At 63.1% G+C, this 21,790-nt stretch carries 27 protein-coding genes; 17 read left to right on the top strand and 10 right to left on the bottom strand.

Going from position 1 to position 21,790, the window contains the following annotated elements:
- The first annotated feature begins 102 nt into the window (after positions 1-102).
- From gap to AC0L2U_RS19620, 6 genes are all read left to right on the top strand, one after another.
- Complete coding sequence (gap, locus tag AC0L2U_RS19645) at positions 103-1,113, top strand: type I glyceraldehyde-3-phosphate dehydrogenase (RefSeq protein ID WP_473602499.1); 1,011 nt, start codon at positions 103-105, stop codon at positions 1,111-1,113.
- Between the two features lie 218 nt (positions 1,114-1,331).
- The gene (locus AC0L2U_RS19640; RefSeq protein ID WP_127271761.1) at positions 1,332-3,221 is read left to right on the top strand and encodes a potassium/proton antiporter; all 1,890 of its coding nucleotides are present in this window, start codon (positions 1,332-1,334) and stop codon (positions 3,219-3,221) included.
- Between the two features lie 147 nt (positions 3,222-3,368).
- Positions 3,369-4,565 (top strand): phosphoglycerate kinase, encoded by a 1,197-nt coding sequence (locus tag AC0L2U_RS19635; RefSeq protein ID WP_127809074.1) that lies wholly within the window; start codon positions 3,369-3,371, stop codon positions 4,563-4,565.
- 139 nt (positions 4,566-4,704) lie between these two features.
- Positions 4,705-5,730 carry a class I fructose-bisphosphate aldolase gene (locus tag AC0L2U_RS19630; protein WP_127396046.1) on the top strand — a complete coding sequence of 342 codons (1,026 nt, stop codon included), beginning with the start codon at positions 4,705-4,707 and terminating at the stop codon, positions 5,728-5,730.
- A 158-nt stretch (positions 5,731-5,888) separates the two neighbouring features.
- Positions 5,889-6,629 (top strand): DUF899 domain-containing protein, encoded by a 741-nt coding sequence (locus AC0L2U_RS19625; protein ID WP_127809073.1) that lies wholly within the window; start codon positions 5,889-5,891, stop codon positions 6,627-6,629.
- Positions 6,630-6,691: 62 nt separating this feature from the next.
- Positions 6,692-7,405 (top strand): SGNH/GDSL hydrolase family protein, encoded by a 714-nt coding sequence (locus tag AC0L2U_RS19620; RefSeq protein WP_127396048.1) that lies wholly within the window; start codon positions 6,692-6,694, stop codon positions 7,403-7,405.
- Between the two features lie 21 nt (positions 7,406-7,426).
- Here the strand turns inward: AC0L2U_RS19620 and AC0L2U_RS19615 are convergent, their stop codons facing one another.
- Positions 7,427-7,588: a hypothetical protein gene (locus AC0L2U_RS19615; protein WP_023810961.1), complete on the bottom strand. Its 162-nt coding sequence runs from the start codon at positions 7,586-7,588 to the stop codon at positions 7,427-7,429.
- A 116-nt stretch (positions 7,589-7,704) separates the two neighbouring features.
- Positions 7,705-8,652: a ring-cleaving dioxygenase gene (locus AC0L2U_RS19610; protein ID WP_473602498.1), complete on the bottom strand. Its 948-nt coding sequence runs from the start codon at positions 8,650-8,652 to the stop codon at positions 7,705-7,707.
- Between the two features lie 312 nt (positions 8,653-8,964).
- Here AC0L2U_RS19610 and AC0L2U_RS19605 point away from each other — a divergent pair, with 312 nt between their 5' ends.
- The 4 genes from AC0L2U_RS19605 (at position 8,965) to AC0L2U_RS19590 (ending at position 11,135) form a co-directional block, all read left to right on the top strand.
- On the top strand, positions 8,965-9,132 hold the full coding sequence (locus tag AC0L2U_RS19605; protein WP_013529241.1) for a hypothetical protein: 168 nt from the start codon (positions 8,965-8,967) through the stop codon (positions 9,130-9,132).
- A gap of 84 nt (positions 9,133-9,216) precedes the next feature.
- Entirely contained in the window at positions 9,217-9,807 is a 591-nt protein-coding gene (locus AC0L2U_RS19600; RefSeq protein WP_127396050.1) for a DJ-1/PfpI family protein, read from the top strand.
- Between the two features lie 72 nt (positions 9,808-9,879).
- Positions 9,880-10,287 carry a hypothetical protein gene (locus AC0L2U_RS19595; RefSeq protein ID WP_127809071.1) on the top strand — a complete coding sequence of 136 codons (408 nt, stop codon included), beginning with the start codon at positions 9,880-9,882 and terminating at the stop codon, positions 10,285-10,287.
- A gap of 128 nt (positions 10,288-10,415) precedes the next feature.
- Positions 10,416-11,135: a helix-turn-helix transcriptional regulator gene (locus AC0L2U_RS19590; protein ID WP_127809070.1), complete on the top strand. Its 720-nt coding sequence runs from the start codon at positions 10,416-10,418 to the stop codon at positions 11,133-11,135.
- Between the two features lie 63 nt (positions 11,136-11,198).
- Here AC0L2U_RS19590 and AC0L2U_RS19585 read toward each other — a convergent pair whose 3' ends face one another.
- The 3 genes from AC0L2U_RS19585 to AC0L2U_RS19575 all read right to left on the bottom strand — a co-directional run bounded on the left by AC0L2U_RS19585 (position 11,199) and on the right by AC0L2U_RS19575 (position 13,568).
- A complete protein-coding gene (locus tag AC0L2U_RS19585) occupies positions 11,199-11,894 on the bottom strand; it encodes a DUF1013 domain-containing protein (protein ID WP_023810957.1) in 696 nt (231 codons plus the stop codon).
- A 362-nt stretch (positions 11,895-12,256) separates the two neighbouring features.
- Positions 12,257-12,397 carry a DUF1127 domain-containing protein gene (locus tag AC0L2U_RS19580; RefSeq protein ID WP_127396322.1) on the bottom strand — a complete coding sequence of 47 codons (141 nt, stop codon included), beginning with the start codon at positions 12,395-12,397 and terminating at the stop codon, positions 12,257-12,259.
- 160 nt (positions 12,398-12,557) lie between these two features.
- Entirely contained in the window at positions 12,558-13,568 is a 1,011-nt protein-coding gene (locus AC0L2U_RS19575; protein ID WP_127396323.1) for an NAD(P)H-quinone oxidoreductase, read from the bottom strand.
- 123 nt (positions 13,569-13,691) lie between these two features.
- Between AC0L2U_RS19575 and AC0L2U_RS19570 the strand changes: the two genes are divergently transcribed.
- The 3 genes from AC0L2U_RS19570 to AC0L2U_RS19560 are packed head-to-tail and all read left to right on the top strand — an operon-like array spanning position 13,692 to position 15,519.
- Complete coding sequence (locus AC0L2U_RS19570) at positions 13,692-13,886, top strand: DUF1192 domain-containing protein (RefSeq protein ID WP_023810953.1); 195 nt, start codon at positions 13,692-13,694, stop codon at positions 13,884-13,886.
- Entirely contained in the window at positions 13,853-15,223 is a 1,371-nt protein-coding gene (locus AC0L2U_RS19565) for an MFS transporter (RefSeq protein ID WP_348628944.1), read from the top strand. Before AC0L2U_RS19570 ends, AC0L2U_RS19565 begins: the two co-directional genes overlap by 34 nt.
- A 32-nt stretch (positions 15,224-15,255) precedes the next feature.
- Entirely contained in the window at positions 15,256-15,519 is a 264-nt protein-coding gene (locus tag AC0L2U_RS19560) for an ArsR/SmtB family transcription factor (protein ID WP_013529232.1), read from the top strand.
- 6 nt (positions 15,520-15,525) lie between these two features.
- On the opposite strand, the gene AC0L2U_RS19555 is transcribed toward AC0L2U_RS19560, so the two are convergent.
- Positions 15,526-16,182, bottom strand: a complete 657-nt coding sequence (locus tag AC0L2U_RS19555; RefSeq protein ID WP_127396325.1) for a glutathione S-transferase family protein — start codon at positions 16,180-16,182, stop codon at positions 15,526-15,528.
- A 106-nt stretch (positions 16,183-16,288) separates the two neighbouring features.
- Positions 16,289-17,119 (bottom strand): alpha/beta fold hydrolase, encoded by an 831-nt coding sequence (locus tag AC0L2U_RS19550; RefSeq protein WP_127396326.1) that lies wholly within the window; start codon positions 17,117-17,119, stop codon positions 16,289-16,291.
- A gap of 100 nt (positions 17,120-17,219) precedes the next feature.
- On the opposite strand from AC0L2U_RS19550, the gene AC0L2U_RS19545 reads away from it, so the two are divergent.
- The 3 genes from AC0L2U_RS19545 to AC0L2U_RS19535 all read left to right on the top strand — a co-directional run bounded on the left by AC0L2U_RS19545 (position 17,220) and on the right by AC0L2U_RS19535 (position 18,635).
- Positions 17,220-17,741: a winged helix-turn-helix transcriptional regulator gene (locus AC0L2U_RS19545; protein WP_127396327.1), complete on the top strand. Its 522-nt coding sequence runs from the start codon at positions 17,220-17,222 to the stop codon at positions 17,739-17,741.
- Positions 17,742-17,818: 77 nt separating this feature from the next.
- On the top strand, positions 17,819-18,052 hold the full coding sequence (locus tag AC0L2U_RS19540) for a hypothetical protein (protein ID WP_027037125.1): 234 nt from the start codon (positions 17,819-17,821) through the stop codon (positions 18,050-18,052).
- 151 nt (positions 18,053-18,203) lie between these two features.
- Positions 18,204-18,635 (top strand): GlcG/HbpS family heme-binding protein, encoded by a 432-nt coding sequence (locus AC0L2U_RS19535; RefSeq protein ID WP_127396328.1) that lies wholly within the window; start codon positions 18,204-18,206, stop codon positions 18,633-18,635.
- A gap of 265 nt (positions 18,636-18,900) precedes the next feature.
- Here the strand turns inward: AC0L2U_RS19535 and AC0L2U_RS19530 are convergent, their stop codons facing one another.
- The 3 genes from AC0L2U_RS19530 to AC0L2U_RS19520 all read right to left on the bottom strand — a co-directional run bounded on the left by AC0L2U_RS19530 (position 18,901) and on the right by AC0L2U_RS19520 (position 20,632).
- Positions 18,901-19,302 carry a hypothetical protein gene (locus AC0L2U_RS19530; RefSeq protein ID WP_023810946.1) on the bottom strand — a complete coding sequence of 134 codons (402 nt, stop codon included), beginning with the start codon at positions 19,300-19,302 and terminating at the stop codon, positions 18,901-18,903.
- A gap of 245 nt (positions 19,303-19,547) precedes the next feature.
- The gene (gene rpmF / locus AC0L2U_RS19525) at positions 19,548-19,730 is read right to left on the bottom strand and encodes a 50S ribosomal protein L32 (protein ID WP_008834724.1); all 183 of its coding nucleotides are present in this window, start codon (positions 19,728-19,730) and stop codon (positions 19,548-19,550) included.
- Between the two features lie 140 nt (positions 19,731-19,870).
- On the bottom strand, positions 19,871-20,632 hold the full coding sequence (locus AC0L2U_RS19520; RefSeq protein ID WP_127271462.1) for a transglycosylase domain-containing protein: 762 nt from the start codon (positions 20,630-20,632) through the stop codon (positions 19,871-19,873).
- 222 nt (positions 20,633-20,854) lie between these two features.
- Between AC0L2U_RS19520 and AC0L2U_RS19515 the strand changes: the two genes are divergently transcribed.
- Positions 20,855-21,772, top strand: coding sequence for a polyprenyl synthetase family protein (locus AC0L2U_RS19515; RefSeq protein WP_127809067.1), 918 nt, complete (start codon positions 20,855-20,857; stop codon positions 21,770-21,772).
- Positions 21,773-21,790: the final 18 nt, after the last annotated feature.

Below are 21,790 nucleotides of genomic sequence, written 5' to 3'. Positions count from 1 at the left end.
TAATCGATTTAAATCCACGCCACTGCGGCTGGATTCTTTCTGCTTCCACCGCTATGAAACTGCGGACCCCTCATCCGCCCTCCAACTCCCAGGGAGAGAATTATGACCGTCAGAGTTGCCATCAACGGATTTGGCCGCATCGGCCGCAACATCCTGCGCGCCATCCATGAATCCGGCCGCAAGGACATCGACGTCGTCGCCGTCAACGACCTCGGCCCGGTCGAGACCAATGCGCATCTGTTGCGCTACGACAGCGTGCACGGCCGCTTCCCGCATGAAGTTTCGGTTTCCGGCGATCAGATCACCGTCGGCAAGGAAACGTTCAAGGTCACCGCGATCAAGGATCCGACGCAGCTACCGTGGAAGGAACTCGGCATCGACATCGCGCTCGAATGCACCGGCATCTTCACCGCCCGTGATAAGGCAGCGGCACACCTGACCGCCGGCGCCAAGCGCGTCATCGTTTCGGCCCCTGCCGAAGGCGCCGACCTCACCGTCGTCTACGGCATCAACCACGACCAGTTGACTAAGGACCATATCGTCATCTCGAATGCCTCGTGCACCACCAACTGCCTGGCACCGCTGGCAGCCGTGCTGCATGAGACCGTTGGCATCGAAAAGGGCATGATGACGACGATCCATTCCTACACTGGCGACCAGCCGACGCTGGACACCATGCACAAGGATCTCTACCGCGCCCGCGCCGCTGCCCTGTCGCAGATCCCGACCTCGACGGGTGCCGCCAAGGCGATCGGGCTGGTGCTGCCCGACCTCAAGGGCAGGCTCGACGGCATCTCGATCCGCGTGCCGACCCCGAACGTCTCGGTCGTCGACTTCAAGTTCATCGCCAAGCGGTCGACCACGGTGCAGGAGATCAACGAAGCGGTGATCGCCGCTTCCAACGGCAAGCTGAAGGGCATTCTCGGCGTCACCCATCATCCGAACGTGTCGATCGACTTCAACCACGATCCGCGCTCCTCGATCATGGCGCTCGACCAGACCAAGGTGATGGACGGCAACTTCGTGTCGGTGCTGTCCTGGTACGACAATGAATGGGGTTTCTCCAACCGCATGGGCGACACATCGGTCGCCTTCGGCAAGACCATCGCCTGATCACAAAGCTTTCTTTTCGAGACTTGGAACGCCCGGCTTTGCCCGGGCGTTTTTCATGAGCGCAGCTTGCGCCTTTCCAAATTGTGTCCTGGACGCCAAAACATCCAAAAATCAGCGGCATAGGCCAAAAAGCCACCCTGCCGCCTTGCACTGGTCACGTCTTCGCCCCACTCTCTCGCAAAGCAGGAGACAGACGAATTTGAGGGGCTGATTTCAGGATGGAGCATGCGATCTATCTCGTCACGCTGGTCGGCACAGCGCTTGTCGTCGCCGCCGCGTTTTCGAGCCTGATCGCCTTCCGCTTCGGCGCTCCTCTTCTGCTCCTGTTTCTCTGCATTGGCCTCGCCACCGGCACCGACGGACTCGGCATCCAGTTCGACAACGCCCGCATCGCTTATTTTGCCGGCTCACTGGCGCTGGCCGTCATCCTGTTCGATTCCGGTTTCGGCACGCCGCTCAACGCCTTGCGGCAGGCTGCAGGCCCGGCTTTGTCGCTGGCGACCTTCGGCGTGCTTGTCACCACCGGCCTGTTCGGCGTCGCCGCCCATTATCTGCTCGATCTCACCTGGCTGGAATCCTTCCTGCTCGGGGCTGCCGTCGCCTCCACCGATGCGGCGGCCGTGTTCTTCCTGCTGCGCGCCGGCGAGATCAATCTGCGCGAACGCGTGCGCTCGACGCTCGAGGTGGAATCCGGCACCAACGACCCGATCGCCATCTTCCTGACCATCACGCTGGTCGAGATCATCGCCGCCCATGCCAACCCCGAAACCAATGTCCTGGTCACCAGCCTGTTCCTCGGCTTCCTCCTCAACATGGGCCTTGGCGCTGTCGTCGGCGTGCTCGGCGGCCTCGCCATCGTGCGCCTCGTCGACCGGCTCAATCTCGACCACGGCCTGCTGCCGATCTTCGTGCTGACCTTGTCGCTGATGGTGTTTGCAGCCGCCGGCGCCATTGGCGGCTCGGGCTTCCTGGCGGTCTATATCGCCGGCCTCATCTCGGGCAATTCCGATATCCGCGCCGTCACCATCCTCAAGCGCTTCCAGGACGGCATGTCATGGCTGGCACAGATCATCATGTTCCTCATCCTCGGCCTGTTCGCGACACCGTCGCAATTTCCGGCGATCATGGTGCCGGCGGTGCTGCTCGGCCTGTTCCTGATGTTCATCGCCCGCCCGATCGCGGTCTGGCTCTGCCTGATCCCGTTCCGTCTGCCGCGCCCCGAGGTCGCCTTCGTCTCCTGGGTCGGCCTGCGCGGCGCGGTGTCGATCCTGCTCGCCATCACCCCGCTGCTGGGCGGGCTGGAAAACGGCCGTGTCATCTTCAACACCGCCTTCATCATCGTACTCGTGTCGCTGGTCATCCAGGGCTGGACAGTCGGACCGCTGGCGCGTCGCCTCGGTCTGATCGTGCCGGCACGGCTCGGACCGCTGGACAAGGTCGAGCTGGAACTGCCGGGCTCGGCCCATCACGAGCTTCTTGCCTATCGCGTTGCACACGGCAGCCCGGTGGCGCGCGGCGAGCGCATCCCACGCTGGGCGCGACCCTCGCTGGTGTTGCGCGACGGCCGCTCGATGCGCTTCCAGGACATGGGCCGGCTCGCCGCCGGCGACCAGGTCTACATTTTCGTGCCGGACCGCTATCCGCGCCTGCTCGACAAGCTGTTCGCGAGCCGTGCAGTGGTCGATCCCGAGGATGCCGATTTCTTCGGTGCCTTCGCCGTCGACCCCGCGCGCTCCGCCGCTGAACTGGAAGCGGCCTATACGCCAGGCCTGACCGAAGCGGAGCAAAAGCTCACCGTTGGCGCGCTGGTCACGGCGCGGCTCGGCGGCCATGCCGAATACGCCGACCGCGTCCTGCTCGGCCCGATAGAACTGATCGTCCGCGACGTCGACGACAAGGGCAAGATCATAGGCCTCGGCCTCTCGTTCGAGCCGACCGCGCCGGTGGCGCGGGTGCCGGTCTTCCTCAGCGCCGGCGAAATCGGCGATCGTCTTTCCGCCTTCATCCGCAACTGGCGCAAGCCGACCGAGACGCAGGAGGCCGAGGCGCGGGCGGACGAAAAGCAGGCCCCGGAGCCAGCGCCGGAAAAGGCAGCAACCGAAAGCTGACAAACCCGCTATTGAGCGCTGCCATTCATCCGCCCCGCCGGTGCAAGATCGTGCCCACTTCAAAATTTCGGTTCGAGCGCGCCCTAAGCCTTGCATCGACACCGATGCGGGGTATGGTCCCCCGGTTTTTCGCGAAAGGAACCCCGCATGGCCGCCTTCAAGACACTCGACGATATCGGCAACATCAGCGGCAAGCGCGTGCTGGTGCGCGTCGACCTCAACGTGCCTGTCATTGAGGGCAAAGTCACCGACACCACCCGCATCGAACGCATCGCGCCGACCATCGCCGAGCTGTCAGGCAAGGGTGCCAAGGTCATCCTGCTCGCCCATTTCGGCCGACCCAAGGATGGTCCCTCGCCCGAATTCTCGCTGGAGCCTATCGCCAAGGCGACAGCTGATGTGCTTGGCCGTCCCGTCGGGTTTGCCTCCGACTGCGTCGGCGACACGGCCGGAAGCGCTGTCGCCGCCATGAACAAGGGCGACGTGCTGCTGCTCGAAAACACCCGCTTCTACAAGGCCGAGGAAAAGAATGACCCGGCCTTCACCGAAAAACTCGCCGCCAATGGCGATATCTTCGTCAACGACGCCTTCTCGGCCGCGCACCGCGCGCATTCTTCGACGGAGGGGCTGGCGCATCTGTTGCCGGCTTTTGCCGGCCGCACCATGCAGGCCGAGCTTGAGGCGCTGGAGAAGGGCCTGGGAAAACCGGTTCGTCCGGTCGTCGCCATTGTCGGCGGCGCCAAAGTCTCGACCAAGATCGATCTGTTGATGAACCTGGTGAAGAAGGTCGATGCCCTCGTCATCGGTGGCGGGATGGCCAACACCTTTCTTGCCGCGCGTGGCACCAATGTCGGCAAATCGCTGTGCGAGCATGATCTCGCCGCGACCGCCAAGCAGATCATGATCGAGGCGGCCGAGGCCGGCTGCGCCATCATCCTGCCGGTCGACGGCGTCGTCGCCAAGGAGTTCAAGGCGGGCGCGGAATGCGAGACCGTCGCCATATCGGACGTGCCGGCCGACGGCATGATCCTCGATGTCGGCGCCAAAACCGTGACGACCATCGGCGAATGGATCGACCGTGCCGCGACACTGGTCTGGAACGGCCCGCTCGGCGCCTTCGAGATCGCGCCCTTCGATCATGCGACGGTAGCGGCGGCCAAGCATGCGGCGGCGCGCACCAAGGAAGGCAAGTTGGTCTCGGTTGCCGGTGGCGGCGATACGGTGGCGGCGCTCAACCATGCCGGCGTCGCCGACGACTTCACCTATGTCTCGACCGCCGGCGGCGCTTTCCTGGAATGGATGGAAGGCAAGCCACTGCCCGGCGTCGACGTGTTGAAGCGCTGAGGCTCCGAGGCGAGGCGATCAACACTCGGAGAGCGAACAAGGCCGCCCGAGGCATTCAATCGATTCGAGCTTTCCGATGCCATTCCTTTGGCGGTAGACTTCCGTTAAGCGCGGAACAACCGTTTCAGGAGAAGCAACAATGAGCGAACGTCTCGAAGACATTGCCGCCGCAATCGTCGCCGACGGCAAGGGCCTGCTGGCGGCCGACGAAAGTTCAGGCACCATCAAGAAGCGCTTCGACGTCATTGGCGTCGAATCGACCGCCGACAGCCGCCGTGACTACCGCGAGATGATGTTCCGCACCAGGGAGGCGATGACCCGTTACATCTCCGGCGTCATCCTCTTTGACGAGACGATCCGCCAGAAGGCCGCCGACGGCACGCCGCTGGTCGACATCATCAAGGCGGCCGGCGCCATCCCCGGCATCAAGGTCGATGCCGGCGCCAAGCCGCTGGCCAGGTTTCCCGGCGACACCATCACCGAAGGCCTCGATGGCCTGCGCGAGCGCCTTGCCGATTACTACAAGCTGGGCGCCCGCTTCGCCAAATGGCGAGCGGTGATCGACATCGACCAGGCCAAGGGCGTGCCCTCGGCCAATTCGATCGGCTCGAACGCCCATGCACTTGCCCGCTATGCCGCCCTTTGCCAGGAGGCCGGCATCGTGCCGATCGTCGAGCCGGAAGTGCTGATGGACGGCGCCCACGACATCGATACCTGCTACGACGTCTCGAAGGCAACGCTGATCAAGCTTTATGACGAGCTCCATGCGGCTGGCGTCCTGCTGGAAGGCACCATCCTGAAGCCCAACATGGTGCTGGCCGGCAAGAAATCGGGCAAGGTGAGCAGCCCGGAAGAAGTCGCGGAAAAGACCATAAAGCTGTTTCGCGAGACCGTGCCGGCAGCGGTGCCGGGCATCGCCTTCCTCTCCGGTGGCCAGGAGGACGAGGAGGCGACCGCCAACCTCAACGCCATCAACGCCATCGGCCCGCACCCGTGGAAGCTGACCTTCTCCTACGGCCGCGCGCTGCAGGCCGCGCCGCAGAAAGCCTGGAGCGGCAAGGCCTCGAATGTCGCCGCCGGCCAGGCCGCCTTCACCCATCGCGCGCATATGAACCATCTGGCGGCGCTTGGAAAATGGAAGGCGAGCCTGGAACAGGCCGCCTGATCAAAATCCTTCCGTCTTGCCTTTGAACCCGGGCCGATGCGCCCGGGTTTTTGTTTGCCCGGACTTGGGGCAGAGCCTCTCCGTCCTTATTTCCTCTCCGGCGATGTCGGTTTGCGCCCATCCCGAACGTCCTTGGGATGACATTCAGGGAGAGGTTCATGCATCGCAACAAGATCGTTTCGCGCGAAGACTGGTTCCAGGCGCACAAGGCGCATCTGGCGCGCGAGAAGGAATTGACGCGGTTTCGCGAGCGGATCGCCGCTGAACGGCGTGAACTGCCCTGGCTGAAGATCCGGAAAGACTATGTCTTCGAGACCGAACAAGGGCCGAAGAGACTGACCGACCTGTTTGGCACCAACAGCCAGCTGATCGTCTATCACTTCATGTTCGGGCCGGGCTGCGTCAATCATTGCGAGGGCTGCTCATTCCTTGCAGACCATATCGACGGCGCCAATCAGCATCTGCGGCATCACGACGTGTCGCTGGTCGTGGTTTCGCGCGCTCCACTGGCGGAACTTCTGCCTTACAAGCAGCGCATGGGCTGGAAGTTCGACTGGGTGTCGTCCTATGCCTCGGATTTCAACTTCGACATGCAGGTCTCCTTCACCGACAAGCAGATCGCCGCCGGCGACACCACCTACAATTTCGAGACCCGTCCACGGACATCGAAGGAGCTTCCCGGCACCAGCGTTTTCTACCGGGACGAGAACCGCGACATCTTCCTCACCTTCATGTCGCGCGCCCGCGGCGGCGAGGCGCAGATCGGCGCCTACGACTATCTCGACATGACGCCGAAGGGCCGCAACGAGAACGGCCCCTATCACGGACTGATGGATTGGGTGCGGCTGCACGATGAATATCAGGGCAAGCAAGCGGGGCAGGCGAGTTGCTGCGATTGAAGAGCGTTCCCGCCGACCAAAACATGCGCTAAGGCTGCCGCTGATCGTTTAACGGTACTGCTATGCGCTTCCCGTCCCTACTCACCTGGCTCGCCTTCCCGGTCTATATCTGGCAAGGCCTCGGCGTGCGACGCCGCACCACGCGCATGCTGCCGGCGCAAGGGCCGGTCATGCACGAAATATCAGGCAAGGCGCCTGATATCTCGCTTCTGGTGCTGGGCGATTCGTCCGCCGCGTCGGTCGGCATAGGCAATTCGGAACATGGGCTTGCCGCGCAACTCGCCGTGCTGATTTCACAAAGCACAGGCCGCACCGTGCGCTGGCGGGCGGCCGGCTTTAATTCGGCAACGTCGGGCCAGATACGCGACCATGTCCTGCCCAATCTGTCGGCCGAACCGTGGACGCATATCGTGTTGGCCATCGGCACCAACGACACCAAGAATTTTCACTCCGTGCCGCGCTTCAAGAAGGAGTTCGGCGGCCTGCTCTACGGCCTGCGCGCCAAATGGCCGGAAGCACGCGTGGTGTGGTCGCCGGTGCTGGAGTTCACGCGGGCTCCGGCCATGCCGCCGCTGCTCGGAAAAATCCTTGAGATTCGCGCCACCGACATGAACCGGATGGGCGAACGCCTTTGCCTGGAGCGCGGCGCGGTGCCGGCGCCGCGCCTGCCGATCACCAATCCGGAAGCCCGCTTTGCGTCGGACGGCTTTCACGCCTCGGAAGCAGGCTACCGGGCCTGGGCCGAGCATCTGGTTGGCCCGGTGCTTGGCAATTGAGCACCGACGACAAGTGCCGTCCTACGTCAAATGCCCGAGCACGGCCGCCAGGGAAATCGCGGCCATGGCGAGCAGTGCCAGTTTCCAGAAATCACCACGTCGCTTGAGGCCCGGCCAGCCAAGCGGCTTGATCAATTGAATGACCATGAAACCGACGATGACAAGGGCGAGAAATTTCGTCATGCCGCCTTTGACCAGCAACGCGCCCGGCTGTCAAAGCACGTCGTTCATTGCCTGAGAAAGAACGACGCCGCGATCCTGGGTCGGAACGCGGCGCCCGCCTGCCGGTGGCAAACGATCTACTTCAGCGGCTTGAGGCCGGCCTCGATCGAAGCGCGCTTCGGTTCGAGGAATGGCGGCAGGGCAAGACTTTCCCCCAGTGTTTCCAGCGGCTCGTCGGCGGTGAACCCCGGTCCATCGGTGGCGATCTCGAACAGGATGCCGTTCGGCTCGCGGAAATAGAGAGAACGGAAATAATAGCGCTCGACCTCGCCGCTCGACGGCAGCCGAAACTCGGCCAGCCGCGCCGTCCATTGATGCAGCGTCTCCTGGTCCGGCGCCCTGAAGGCGACATGGTGAACCGCACCCGCGCCTTGCCGTGCCGGCGCCAGTCCCGGCTGCACCAGGACATGCAGCTCCGCCGCCGGCCCGCCCTCGCCCATTTCGAAGACGTGAACCTCCCCCTCCGGCGAGGCATAGTCGCGCGCCTTGCGCATGTTCATCACCTTGGTCACCACCGCCTCGGTGTTGGTGATGTCGGGAACGCTGATGACGATCGGCCCGAGCCCGCGTATCTGGTGCTCGACCGGTACCGGGCTTTGCGCCCAGGGATGGCTGCCGCCCTTGCCGCCATCGCTGACCAGGCGCAGACGCTGGCCCTCGGGATCTTCGAAGTCCAGTGACGCATAACCGCCGATGTCGGCGATCTCTCCTGTTGCCAGGCCTTCGTCGGTCAAGTGTTGCTTCCACCAGGCAAGGCTCTCCCGGCTGCCGACCCTGAGGCTGGTCCGCACGATGCTGTGCGTGCCGCGCCGCTCGCGGCCGACCGGCCAGTCGAAGAAGGTAAGGTCGGTGCCAGGCGTCGCTTCGCCGTCGGCATAGAAGAGGTGGTAGGCCGAGGTGTCGTCCTGGTTTACGGTCTTCTTGACCAGCCGCAGACCCAGCACCTTGGTGTAGAAATGAAGATTGCCGGGCGCGTTGGCGGTGATGGCGGTCAGATGGTGGATACCTGTCAGTTGCAAGCTCATCGTCGTCTCCCTGCTGTTGGGGAAGAATTTTCTCCCTCCATATCAGACCTGCGGTCACCCCGCTGAAGGCCTCGTATTCCGACAGTCCGTCGCCGGAAGCTGAACAGCGGCGCCGAAAACAACGCCGTCGCTATGATCAATCGGAAGCCGCAAACCTGCCTTGAGGTACCGGTCGATGCGGCGAAAAGCGATGCCTTGCCCTGCGGCGCGCGCACTGTCCGGAACTATTGTTCGCGCCCTGCCATCCTCCTGACAGACTGCTGTCAGGAGGGGTATGCGATAGTGCCTCTACACAGAGAGAGGAGACTAGCTATGAACGGTTATACCATTCTGCGCGGCATGCAGCACTATGTCGGCAAGATCCGCACGATGCGCAACGAGATCCGCACCCAGCGGTTCATGAACTCGCTGCCGGCGGACATTCGTAAGGATATCGGCTGGCCGGACATGTATGCGGACCGTGGCCCTCGCGGCAATTGAAGCCAATTTTTCGACCCGGCGATTGGATGTCGGCGCGTCAACGCCCAGATAACAGGTCCGGTGCGCGAGGATGGGAGCGAGCTTATGCCCGAACAGAAGACGATCGGTTTCCTTTTCATCGAAGGTTTTGCCGACTGGGAGTATGGGCTGCTGGCGGCCTCGGCAGTCGAATGGTTCGGTGCCCGTGCCATGTCGCTGACACCGGATGGCAAGCAGGTGACCGGGATCAGCGGCTTTCGGCTGATCCCCGATCGCTCAACAGGCGCCAGCGAGAATGCCGATCTAGATGCCATTGCCGTCATTGGTTCCGACCAGTGGACGGGCAAGGCACCGCCTGATGTAGGCGACCTGCTTGCAGCCATTGCATCGCGCGGCGGTGTGGTCGGCGGTATCTGCGCCGGCACGCTGGCGCTGGCCCGAGCCGGCCTGTTCGAGAAGACCAGGCATACCAGCAATGGCCGCGACTGGATCAATGGTCATGAGGCCGGTTATGCCGGTGCCGAGAACTACCAGGATGTGCCGCATGCCGTAGCCGACGGCAAAATTGTTTCCGCGCCAGGTTCGGCACCAGGCACCTTCGCACTCGCCTTTCTGAAGACGCTCTACCCCGAAAGAGGCGGCGATCTCGCGCGGATGCGGACACTGTTTGCCAAGGAATATGCTGAAGGCTCCTGACAGTATGCTGTCAGGAGGGCCGTGCAATGGTGCCAGCTTCGGACACCGCGCATTGGCGTCAAAGGACGATCGATGAAGAGTTGGAACGACAGACTGAGCACACCAGGCATCAACGGCGTGAAGCCAACGCCGCGCACGATGGCCGATGTCGTCGAAGGCCAGCCTATGCTGGTGCCGACGGCGCGCCAGGTTGATGATTTCATCCGCTCGATTCCCGAAGGCATCGAGATGGATGTGCGTGCGCTACGGACAGCACTTGCCATCCAGCATGGCGCCGAAGTGACATGCCCGGTCACCATAGGCTATCATCTGCGCACTGTTGCCGAAGCCGCCAACCAGGACCTCCAGCGCGGCATGGCGCTGAGTGACGTGGCACCGTTCTGGCGCGTGCTCGATGCGAAAACACCGACGACGAAGAAACTGTCCTTCGGCGCGGAGTTCGTCGCCGCGCAGCGCAAGCGCGAAGGGCTGAAACCATGAGGCACGCCGCCCAAAAGTGTTCTGCGGTTTTGGGATAACGGCATGCGCGAAAACACGATGCCGTGCCGTCCAAAAGTGGACATCAGTTTTGGGCGACATGCATAGAGACAACGCCGAGGGACCATACGATGCGCCGCGCCGACAGGCTCTTCCAGATCGTGCAGCATCTGCGCGGTGGCCGACTGGTCACCGCCCACAAGCTCGGCACGTGGCTCGAGGTTTCCGAGCGAACCATCTATCGCGACATTGCCGACTTGCAATCGACCGGGGTGCCGATCGACGGCGAGGCCGGCGTTGGCTACATGATGAGGGAGGGTTTCGACCTTCCGCCGCTGATGTTCACGCGTGACGAGATCGTCGCGCTGGTCGCCGGCGCCCGCATGGTGCGCGCCTTTGGCGGTGCCGCCATGGCGAGGGCCGCCGACGAGGCGCTGGTCAAGATCGGCGCCGTATTGCCCGATGCCGAGAAAGACCGCATCGCCCGCACCGAGATCCACACACCGATGTGGGTGGTCAGCGACGCCGCCCGCGAGGCGATCGACCTGATCGAGCGCGCGGTCGAAAAACGCCAGGTGCTGACCATCGACTATTCCGACGAGGCCGGCCGCGGCACCGCCCGCGATATCCGCCCGCTCGGTCTGTGGTTTTGGGGCAAGGTGTGGACGCTGGTCGCCTGGTGCGAGATGCGCGACGATTTTCGCGCCTTCCGCATCGATCGCATCGCCTCCGTGGTCATCGCCGGCCGCATCTTCAAGCCGGAGCGCGGCAAGCAGCTTGCCGACTTCTACCGCGCGGTGGAACGCAGCGAGGACTATGGCATGGCGCCGGATCGCGCTGCGCGCAGCTGAGTTGTTGACCCCATAAAAAAGCCCGCTCGAAGCGGGCTTTTTTTCTTGGAATATCAGACAATCTCACTCGTCGTCGTCATTGTCCGTGTTCTTCGACTTCAAGGCCGAGAGCTTGGCGAACACGGCGTTGGCGTCGAGTTCGGCATCCTCGTCCTTCGGCTTCTCGGGAGCCGGCACCAGCCGCTCGGTCAGGGCCGCCGGCAGCAGCGTGTCGCCGACCGGCTGCGCCTGTTCGCGGCCGCGCGAGGCGCGATTGACTTCCATGTCGAGGTCGATCTGCGATGCGAGGCCCAGCGTCACCGGGTCCATCGGCTGCAGATTGGCCGAATTCCAGTGCTTGCGCTCGCGTATCTGTTCGATCGTCGACTTGGTGGTGCCGACGAGACGCGAGATCTGCGCATCCTTGAGCTCGGGATGGTTGCGCACCAGCCACAGAATCGCGTTCGGCCGGTCCTGGCGCTTCGACAGCGGCGTGTAGCGCGGACCCTTGCGCTTGGATTCAGGCACCCGCACCTTGGGGTCCGAAAGCTTCAGGCGCTGGTTCGGATCCTTCTCGGCACGGGCGATCTCGTCGCGGGTCAGCTGTCCGGTCATGATCGGGTCCATGCCCTTGATGCCTTGCGCCGATTCACCGTCGGCGATTGCCTTGACCTCGAGCGGGTGCAGCCCGCAGAACTGCGCGATCTGCTCGAAGGAAAGTGCGGTGTTGTCGACCAGCCAGACAGCGGTCGCCTTGGGCATCAGCAGCGTATTGGCCATTTACAAATCCTTCTCGTTCGCCCGCGTTCCCGCGCGGGCGGTGGTTTAGAGCCACCAAAATGGGAAATTCGCGGTCTGTATAACCGCTCTCGGGTGGTTTCGCAACGTTTTTGGAAGCGGCCGGCGGACAACGCTCGCGCCATTGCAGTAGGCCGGGCCGAGTGTGCGCATGATCCAAATGCCATGCGGAGAGTTGAGGTCAACCGCGGAGCGCTGTCGAGCCATGCTCGGTACTACTGGCCAAAAAAGACAAAACCCGCCGGACTGGGTCCAGCGGGCTCGGAACCGGCGACGGCAAAACCGTCTGCTTCGGCTCTTGCTTCTACGGCATGGTCCGCTCCTTGGAGCAAACCATGCTCAAATCAGATGGCCTTGCGGGCGATCATTTCGATGTCAGCGCGGTTGATGCCGAGATCGCTGAGCTGACGTGCGTTGAGACGGTTCAGTTCGCGGACGGTCTCGGTGTACATACGCCAGTTACGGAAAGCGCGGATCGGGTTCATGGTAGTCCTCCAAATTGATGTTCGTTTCGATGGTGCTCAAATAGGCGTCATCGACGAGGACTTGAATGGCTGATTTTGCATAGCAATGATGCAAATGCTGCATTGCAGCATTAAGCTTCTGTTCATCTTGTAGGCAGCGAGGCGCTGACCTCGCTCGCTGTCAGCCGACGTCGAGCACGATCTTGCCGATGTGTTCGCCGTCCTCCATCCGCTCATGCGCCCGCCAGGCTTCGCTGAGCGGGAAGATCATGTCCATGACAGGAGCAACCTTGCGCGTGCCGAGCAACGGCCACACCTGCGCTTCCAGCGCCGCCCCGATCGCCGCCTTGAACTCGACGGTGCGCGGCCTCAGCGTCGACCCGGTGTGGGTAAGCCGCTTGACCATGATTTTCGAAAAATCCGCGCTTGCGACAGCGCCGGCCTGCACGGCGATCTGGACGATCCGACCCTCAACCGCAGCGGCCTCGTAGTTACGCCCCACATAGTCGCCGCCGACCATGTCGAGGATGACATTGGCGCCCTTGCCCCCCGTTGCCTCCTTGACCGCGGCGACGAAATCCTCCTCGCGATAGTTGATCGCCCGGTCTGCGCCGAGCTTCAGGCAGGCGTCGCATTTCTCCTTGCTGCCCGCAGTGGTGATGACATAGGCGCCAAAGGCCGAGGCAAGCTGGATTGCCGTCGTGCCGATGCCGGACGAGCCGCCATGGACGAGCAGCGTCTCGCCTTTCTTGAGGGCGCCACGCTCGAACACATTGTGCCAGACGGTGAAGTAATTCTCCGGCACCGCCGCGGCTTCGGTATGGGTGAAGCCGGCGGGCAACGGCAGCACGCTCCCGGCATGCACCTTGACATATTCGGCATAGCCGCCGCCGGGCGTCAGCGCGCAGACGCGGTCGCCAATGCGCCAGCGCGATATGTCGTCGCCAAGGGCCGCCACTTCGCCCGACGCCTCGAGGCCCGGCAGGTCCGACGCGCCGGGCGGCGGCGGATAGGCGCCCTTGCGCTGCTGGATATCGGGCCGGTTGACGCCGGCGGCATGCACCTTGATCAGGATCTCGCCGGGGCCGGGCTGCGGCACGTCGCGTGTTTCCGGCTTCAGGACCCGAGGGCCACCCGGCTCCGAGATCGCGATGGCCGTCATCCTTGCCGGAATTTTCTGTCCGCTCGCCATGAGATTTCCCGTCTTTCCTCGCCGTTATCCGATCGGCTGTTTGCATCGACGCCCCTGCCCTATGTATGCTGATTGCCAAATCAGGCAAATGGCCAATCTGGTCTTGGCGGAGGAGGAGCGACGATGGCGATCTTCGACGACGAACCCAAGAAGAAGGCACGCCCGCACGAGATCGGGCAGGACCTGTCACTGCTTTCCGTCAGCGACTTGACCGAGCGGATCGGCATACTGCGCGACGAAATTGCCCGCCTGGAAGCCGAACTCAAGGCCAAGGACACCACCAAATCCGCGGCCGAAGCACTGTTCCGCCGCGGATAGGCGCGCTGGCGCAAAGCCCGCCGCCGAAAAGCCCGAATGCGGCTGTCTTCAGACCCAGCGTCCCCGCCAAACCTGAGCCGGATCAAACAATGTTCGCAACCTACCGACCGATCCTCTCGCTGCTTCGCGGCACCGCTTTCCTGCTCGCGGCATCTGGATTGCATGGACTGCTCTTGCCCCTGCGCGGTCAACTGGAAGGTTTCTCGACCGCATCGCTCGGCCTGATGGGCACGGCATGGGCCGGCGGCTTCGTCACCGGCTGCTTCTTCGCACCGCGCATCGTGCGCCGCGCAGGCCACGTTCGCGCCTTTGGCGCCTTTGCCGCATCCGGCGCCATCGTGGCGCTACTGACCGGGCTGATCATCGACGAATATGTCTGGATCCTGCTGCGCGCCTTCACCGGCTTCACCATGGCCGGTGCCTTTATGGTCATCGAAAGCTGGCTGAACGAGAAGGCCACCAACGAGAACCGCGGCACCGTCTTCGGCCTCTACATGATGGTCACCTATGCCTCGATCATGGGCGGGCAGATGATCGTCGCCGGCGGCGACGTGAAGTCCGCGTCGCTGTTCATGATCACCGGCATCCTGTTTTGCCTCTCGCTCATTCCGACGGCGGTCTCGACCGCCTCGCACCCCAAGCCGCTGCAGGATGTCTCACTTGATGTCAGAGGCCTTTATGCCAATTCGCCGGTGTCGGCGGTCGCTTGCGTGTTGATCGGCATCGCCAACGGCGCCTGGGGCACGCTTGGCGCCGTCTATGGCGCCCGCATCGGCATTTCCACGGCCGAGATCGCCCTGATGATGAGCCTTGTGGTCGTTGCCGGTGCCGCCATGCAGCTTCCGGCCGGGCGTCTCTCCGACAAGACCGACCGCCGTTTCGTGCTGGCGGGGGCGGCTTTCGGCGGGGCTTTGTTCGCGCTCTTGATCTTTCTGTTCGAGCCGCGCTCCGGCGTCTTCGTCATCGTCTTCACTGCCGCCTATGGCGCCTTCGCCTACACGCTCTATTCGATTGCCGTGGCGCATGCCAACGACCACGCGCGCTCGGAGGATTTCGTCAAGGTATCTGGCGGGCTGTTGCTGCTCTACGGCTTCGGCACGATGATTGGACCCTTGCTCGCCGCCGCTTTGATGGGCTGGATGCGCCCGGAAGGTCTGTTCCTGGCGACCGCCTTGGCGCATCTCTGCCTGGCGGGCTACACGCTGCTGCGCATCAGCCGCCGCGCGCCGGTGCCGATCGGCGATCGTGATGCCTTCAAGACGCAGCCGGCCGACCGTTCGGTCACCCCGGAAGCATTGCGGCTCGATCCCAGAAGAAAAGCAGAAGCAGACGGTTGAGATTCGAAAGGCTTTGCCTCACTAATACAGGCATGATGTTTTCCGACGCCTTCATGGCGATTGCCGATCCCAATCGGCGCCATCTTCTGGAAGAACTTCGCCGCGGCCCGAAAACCGTCACCGAACTGGCCGCCGGCTTGCCGGTGTCGCGCCCGGCTGTTTCGCAGCATCTAAAAGTGCTGCTCGATGCCGGGCTGGTCCACGCCAAGCCGGAAGGAACAAGGCGCGTCTATACGGTAAGCGGCACTGGCTTCCTCAAACTCAACATCTGGCTCGATCAGTTCTGGGAAGCCTAACCCCGATCAACCGTTGTTGTAGGGGAAGAACTTGAAGTAGGGCTTCGCCTCCTCGATCACCCGGGCGAAGGCGGGGCGCTGCAGCAGGCAGTCGTGATAGCGCTTCACAGCCCGATACTCGTCGCCGAACGGCTCGACCTTGTTGGCATAGAACAGCGCCGGGGACGCCGCGCAATCGGCCATGGTGAAGGTGTCGCCCATCGCCCAGATCTTCGACTGCATGTCTTGTTCGATGATGGCATAGGAATTGCGAAGCTGGTCGCAGGCCTGCTCGACGCCGAACGGGTCAGTCTTGTCCTGCGGCCGCAACCGATCGCCGACGATCTTCTGCATCGGCTCCTGCACATAGAAATCATAGAAGCGGTCGGCTTGGCGAACGGCCAGCGCCAGGTCGATGTCGGCGGGAACGAGGTCGACTGGCCCCGGATAATGCGCGGCCAGATATTCGACAACGATGGTCGATTCCAGCACCGTGCGGTTGCGCGCATCGTCGCGCAGCGCCGGCATCTTGCCGGCCGGCGAAATCTTCAGGAAGGCCGCGCGCGACTGAGCATCGCCAAGATCGACGATGACAGGCGTGAACGGCGTGGCGTTCTCGTACAGCGCGATCAGCGGCTTCCAGCAGAAGGAGGCCAGCGGATGGAAATGAAGCGTCAGGGACATTTTTTGCTCGCCTGTTTCCTGGTTTATCGGTGGCCGGCGCCGGGCACGCTCGTCATAGGTTAAACACTGCGGCAAGCATTGCTCGTCAAGACCTGCTTTTGCCGCTTCAAGCGGCGTGGGCGACGATGCCGGCAACAATCATATCCCAGTCGTTTGGATGCAGCTCGTGGCCGCCACCTTCGATCCGGATGATTTTCGCGCCGGTGACCGCCTTGGCCAGCGCCTTGCCATGTTCGACCGGAAAGACCGGATCGGCCGTGCCGTGGATGACCAGCAGCGGCGACGCGATCTCGTGCAGGCGGCCTTTCCACGCGTCGCCGCCCCTGAGCATGAAATGGTTGGTGGCGCTCAGGAAGCCGCCGGAGCGGTCGTAGTCTTGCTCGACGAAGGCACGCATCCGGGCTTCGTCGAATGGGTGCGCGATGCTGGCGATCGCCCGCGCGTCCCTGACGATGAAATCGACCACCTGGCCACGGTCCGACCAATCGACTTTGACGCCCTCGGCCGAATGCTCGATATAGGCATCGCTCGTCTGCGGCAGGTGCGAAGTGTCGGTTCCCACGGGCGTGCTGCTGATGACGGTCAGCGATGCGACACGGGACGGGTGTTCCAACGCCACAAGCTGCGCGATCATGCCGCCCATCGACATGCCGACGAGATTCGCCTTGCCGATACCGTGGTCGTCGAGAACGCGCATTGCATCGTCGGCCATATCATCGAACGTGTAGGGCGGCTCTCCCGGCTTGTATTTGGTCGAACGGCCGGTATCGCGATTGTCGTAGCGGATCACGAACAGGCCGGCATCGGCCAGTTCCCGGCAAAACGCCTCCGGCCACCACAGCATCGAGGCCATCGCTCCCATGATCAGCAACAGCGGCGGGTTCGCCGGATCGCCAAAGGTTTCGGATATGATTTCGGGGCGTTCGGTCGTCGTCACGGTGCGGCCTCCTCTCCTGCAATACTGATTGCATTTTGCAATCGGTTGCACGATAATAAAACCGATACGATAATGCAACCGGTTTTGGAGAAACAATCTCATGAGTATGGATCGCCGGTCCGGGTGTCCGATCAACCTGTCGCTGGAAGTGTTCGGCGATCGCTGGAGCCTGATCATCCTTCGCGACATGATCTTCGGCGGCAGGCGTCATTTTCGCGAGCTGCTCAACGGATCGATGGAAGGCATCGCCTCCAACATCCTCGCCGACCGGCTGAAGCGGCTGATGGAACTGGGCATGCTGACCAAAGCCGACGACCCCTCGCACAAGCAGAAGGCGATCTACAGCCTGACCGAAATGGCGATCACGCTGGTGCCGATCCTGGCCCATCTCGGCGCCTGGGGCCGCGTCTGGCTGCCGGTCAGCGAAGAACTCTCGATCCGCGCCGAACTTCTGGAAAAGGGCGGACCGCCGATGTGGGACAAATTCATGGACGAGTTGCGCCATGAACATCTCGGCAAGCCGCTCGATACCGCGTCGGGTCCTTCTGTCCGCGCCACCTTGCAGGCCGCCTATGAAGCCCTGGTTGCCAGCAAGGCTCTCGCCGCCGACTCTGCCGCTTGACCAACTTATTTTCCCGTTTGGGGCCCGGCTCTGCTAGAAGAAGCGGAAAATCACAATTCACGGGATTGGATAAGGTCTTGGTTGAGAACTCTCGGGATGCTGCCCGCGCACGCGCCGACCTGCGCTTCAAGAAGCAGGAAGAGGCGGCAACCGTCCGCCAGAAGGCGATGGCCGAATACGTCGCCGAGAGCGACGCCCGCCAGGCCAAGACCAACAAGCTGCGGGCGCTGCGTCTCGCCAAGGAAGCCGAAGACCTCGCCAACGCGCCGGCGGAACCTGCCAAGAAGCCGGCCCGCGCCAAGAAAAAATAACCCGAAGCCGCACAGGCACCAACTCCTATCCGGGAGGCTGTGACGGTCGCTTCCATCCGACCTTTTCACGCGAAGCAATTTCAACCGAAACCGGGATGTTATCTCGCCCGTCGACGGTCGATGATCGACGCCTTTCAGACAGGAGACCGCCATGACCGCACTGCCGCTCGAAAAAGCCAGGCAAATCATCGATGCCGCCTTTGCCAAGGGCTCCGATCTCAAGCTTAAGCCGCTTGGCGTCTCGGTGCTCGACGCCGGCGGGCATCTGGTCGCCTTCCAGCGCCAGGACGGCGCCTCGTTCCTGCGCCCGCAAATGTCGGCCGGCAAGGCCTTTGGTGCGCTCGCCATCGGCATGGGCTCGCGCAAAGTCGAGGCTTTCGCCAAGGAGCGCCCGCACCTCGTCGCCGGCATCTCGGACGTCTCTGGCGGACGCGTGCTGCCGGTCGTCGGCGGCGTGCTGATCCGCGACAAGACTGGCGCTATCATCGGCGCCGTCGGCATTTCCGGCGACACCTCGGACAATGACGAAGCCGCGGCCATCGCCGGCATCGAGGCCGCCGGCTTCACCGCCGATCCGGGCTGAGCGTCGGGGAACTTCGTCATCCACGGGCGGAGCAGGAGCGAAGCTCCGTCGCGGAGACCCGAGGATCCATTCCGTAACATCAGCCGTAGAGTGCAGCGGAGCAGAATTCTGGACCGCTGAAACGCTCACGTGTCGCGGCATGGATCCTGGGGTCTGGGCCGCGTCGCTACGCTCCTTGCTACGCCCCAGGATGACGACGTTACGGGCGTTTCCGACAACTGTCAGCGCAAGCGCCCGTCAAACTTCCGCCTTCCGCGCTGGGGACCTAATTCAGATTGATGTCTCGGCTGGCCGATCGCATCGACACTGCGAATCCGGCCAGCACGTCGAACAGCGCGATGACCATCAGCGTGAAGAAGACGGAATGGGCCGCGCCCTTCACCAGCAGGAACTCGACCAGGAAGGCCACGAACACCAGCGTCGACAGAAGATGGTCCATGATCGAGGCGTTGGTCGTGCGCACCGACTTCGCCATTTCGAGGAACAGGAAGACCAGCCCGATCAGTATCATCAGGTCGCCCAGCGTCATCGAGAACACGCCGCCCGACATCATACTGAAGGAGAAGACCTCGCTCGCCCAAGGATCGTCACCACTGCCGAAAATTCCCAACAGTCCGAGGTTGTAGAGCACGAAAGGCACGATCAGCAGCGGAATGGCACCGAACATCTGGCGTCTCCATGTGGGGGCAATCCTTTGTAGAATGCGCCACAGGCACGCCGTCAAGATGTTTCGATGGCAGCGTTGAACACGGTCGAAGACCGCACGCAACAACCATGTCAGCCGGTTGCCGGCCGAAGGATTTGCAACGCCTGCGGTGCACGCCTCGAAATGCGCTGCCGGCCGGCTCAAACGCAAAAGGACCAGCCACCGGCCGGTCCTTATGGAAATTCAAACCTTTGAAAAAGCTGGTCTCAGCTTTCCTTGGGCGTCAACACCTGACGACCGCGATACATGCCGGTCTTCAAGTCGATGTGATGCGGACGGCGCATTTCGCCGGAATTCTTGTCCTCGACATAGGTCGGGGCCTTGAGGGCGTCGGCCGAGCGGCGCATGCCGCGCTTGGACGGAGAGGTTTTACGTTTCGGAACGGCCATGGATATGCTCCACTACATGGTCAAAAGCCCCGCCCGCCCTCGTGAAAGGGCCATGTCGGGGCCTAAATCTGAGAAAGTCGGGTGCCTATACACGCCCTGTGCCGTTTTGGCCAGCACTGGCGCGAATTTTTTTGGATCGGCTAGCGGAGACAACCGACATAGGCGCCGGAGCGGCCGGCGCGCCGCTCGATCAGATTGGCGAGCCGCCTCAAGCCAGGCCCGGGTTTGGCCGGATTGCGGGCGATCGGATTTGGCAAGGAAACCGCAAGCAAGGCGGCCTGCCGTCGCGACAGCTGTTTTGCCGAAACGCCAAAATGGTGCTGTGCCGCGGCCTCGATGCCGTAGATGCCCGGGCCCCACTCGGCGATGTTGAGGTAGATTTCCATGATGCGCCGTTTCGACATCACCGCATCGAAATAGACGGCCAGCGGCAATTCGACCACCTTGCGCACCGAGCCCAGCGGCCGCGACCACAGAAACAGGTTCTTTACCGTCTGCATGGTGATGGTCGAGGCACCGCGCGTCGCTTCGCCGGCCAACGCGTCGTCGACGACGCCTCTCAGCTCGCCGAGATCGACGCCACGATGAAAGCAGAACTGCCCATCCTCCGACATGATGACGGAATTGGCCAGCACCGGCGACACGTCGTCGATCGACACCCAGCGGCGGTCGTAACCGGAGAACGTCGCCAGGTCCTTCAACATCAGCGTCGAGACAGGATGCACGAAGAACGGCAGGTAGAGAAAGGTCAGCACGACCGGAATCAAAGCCAGCACCGCGGCCACGACGATGCCGCGCCGGACCCAGCGTTTGAGACCCCGGCGATTTACGCCTCGCGATCTCGTCGCCATGTCCAGCTTTTCGGTTTCATGATCGACGATCGGTTCCGCCAAGCCGCCCAACCCGTGCCAGAGAGCTCGTTTTGAAACGCGCTCCTGTGAGTCATGTGACGGTGTTTTCGAGAACCGGAGCGGAGCGTACATTAGAGTACGCAAGCACCGGAAGCGCAGAAAACGCCCTCAGATGACCGCAGGAGCAGAGTTTCCAAACGGGCTCATACTGCTCCGGCATAATGGCGCTTGCCTTCTTGCGCAACGTCTGAGTGTCGGCTACCGGTCCGGGCCATGACGAATGACGACCAAATGGCGTTCGAAATGGCGCTCATCCGACGCGCTGCCGCCGTCGAGGTGCTGCTGCGGCGGCTGCTCGACGACCGTGCGCTTTCGGGCGAGATCGCGCGGCCTGAGCGGCTGATGGCAGCCATGCGGCACGGCGTGCTGAACGGCGGCAAGCGCCTGCGCCCCTTCCTGGTCATGGAAAGTGCCGCCCTTTTTTCCGCCGATGGCGAGGCGGCACTGCGTGTCGCCGCCGCACTTGAATGCGTGCATTGCTATTCGCTGGTACACGACGATCTGCCCGCCATGGACGACGATGACCTGCGTCGTGGCCAGCCGACCGTGCACAGAGCCTTCGACGAGGCGACCGCCATTCTGGCTGGCGATGCCTTGCTGACGCTGGCCTTCGACATCATCGCCGGCGAGGCGACCGCCCTGCCGGCGGAGCGGCGGGCGGCCCTGGTGCTGGCGCTGGCCCGCGCCGCCGGACCCGGCGGCATGGTCGGCGGCCAGAAGCTCGACCTCGAAGCCGAACAGACGCCGCCGGACGAGGCCGGCATCATCCGGCTGCAGGCGATGAAGACCGGCGCTCTGATCCGTTTCGCCTGCGAGGCAGGTGCCCTCATCGCCGGCGCCCCGGCCGATGACCGCGAGCGGCTGGCCGAATTCGGCTCGGCGATCGGTCTTGCCTTCCAGCTTGCCGACGACCTGCTCGATTTGACCGCCGATGCCAGCCAGATGGGCAAGGCAACCGGCAAGGACGCCGCCGCCGGCAAGGCGACGCTGGTGGCCTTGCATGGTCCGAATTGGGCGCGCAGCCAGTTGCACGGCCTTGTCGCACAGGCGCATGCGCTGCTTGAGCCCTATGGCGACGATGCCCAATTGCTGAAAGAAGCGGCGACGTTCGTGGCGACCCGCACCAGTTGAGGTTGGCGCCAACCGAGA

It is taken from the genome of Mesorhizobium sp. WSM4808 (genome assembly GCF_055811675.1).
Note: the sequence above shows the minus strand (reverse complement) of the source record. Positions and strands in the feature narration are given on the sequence as shown.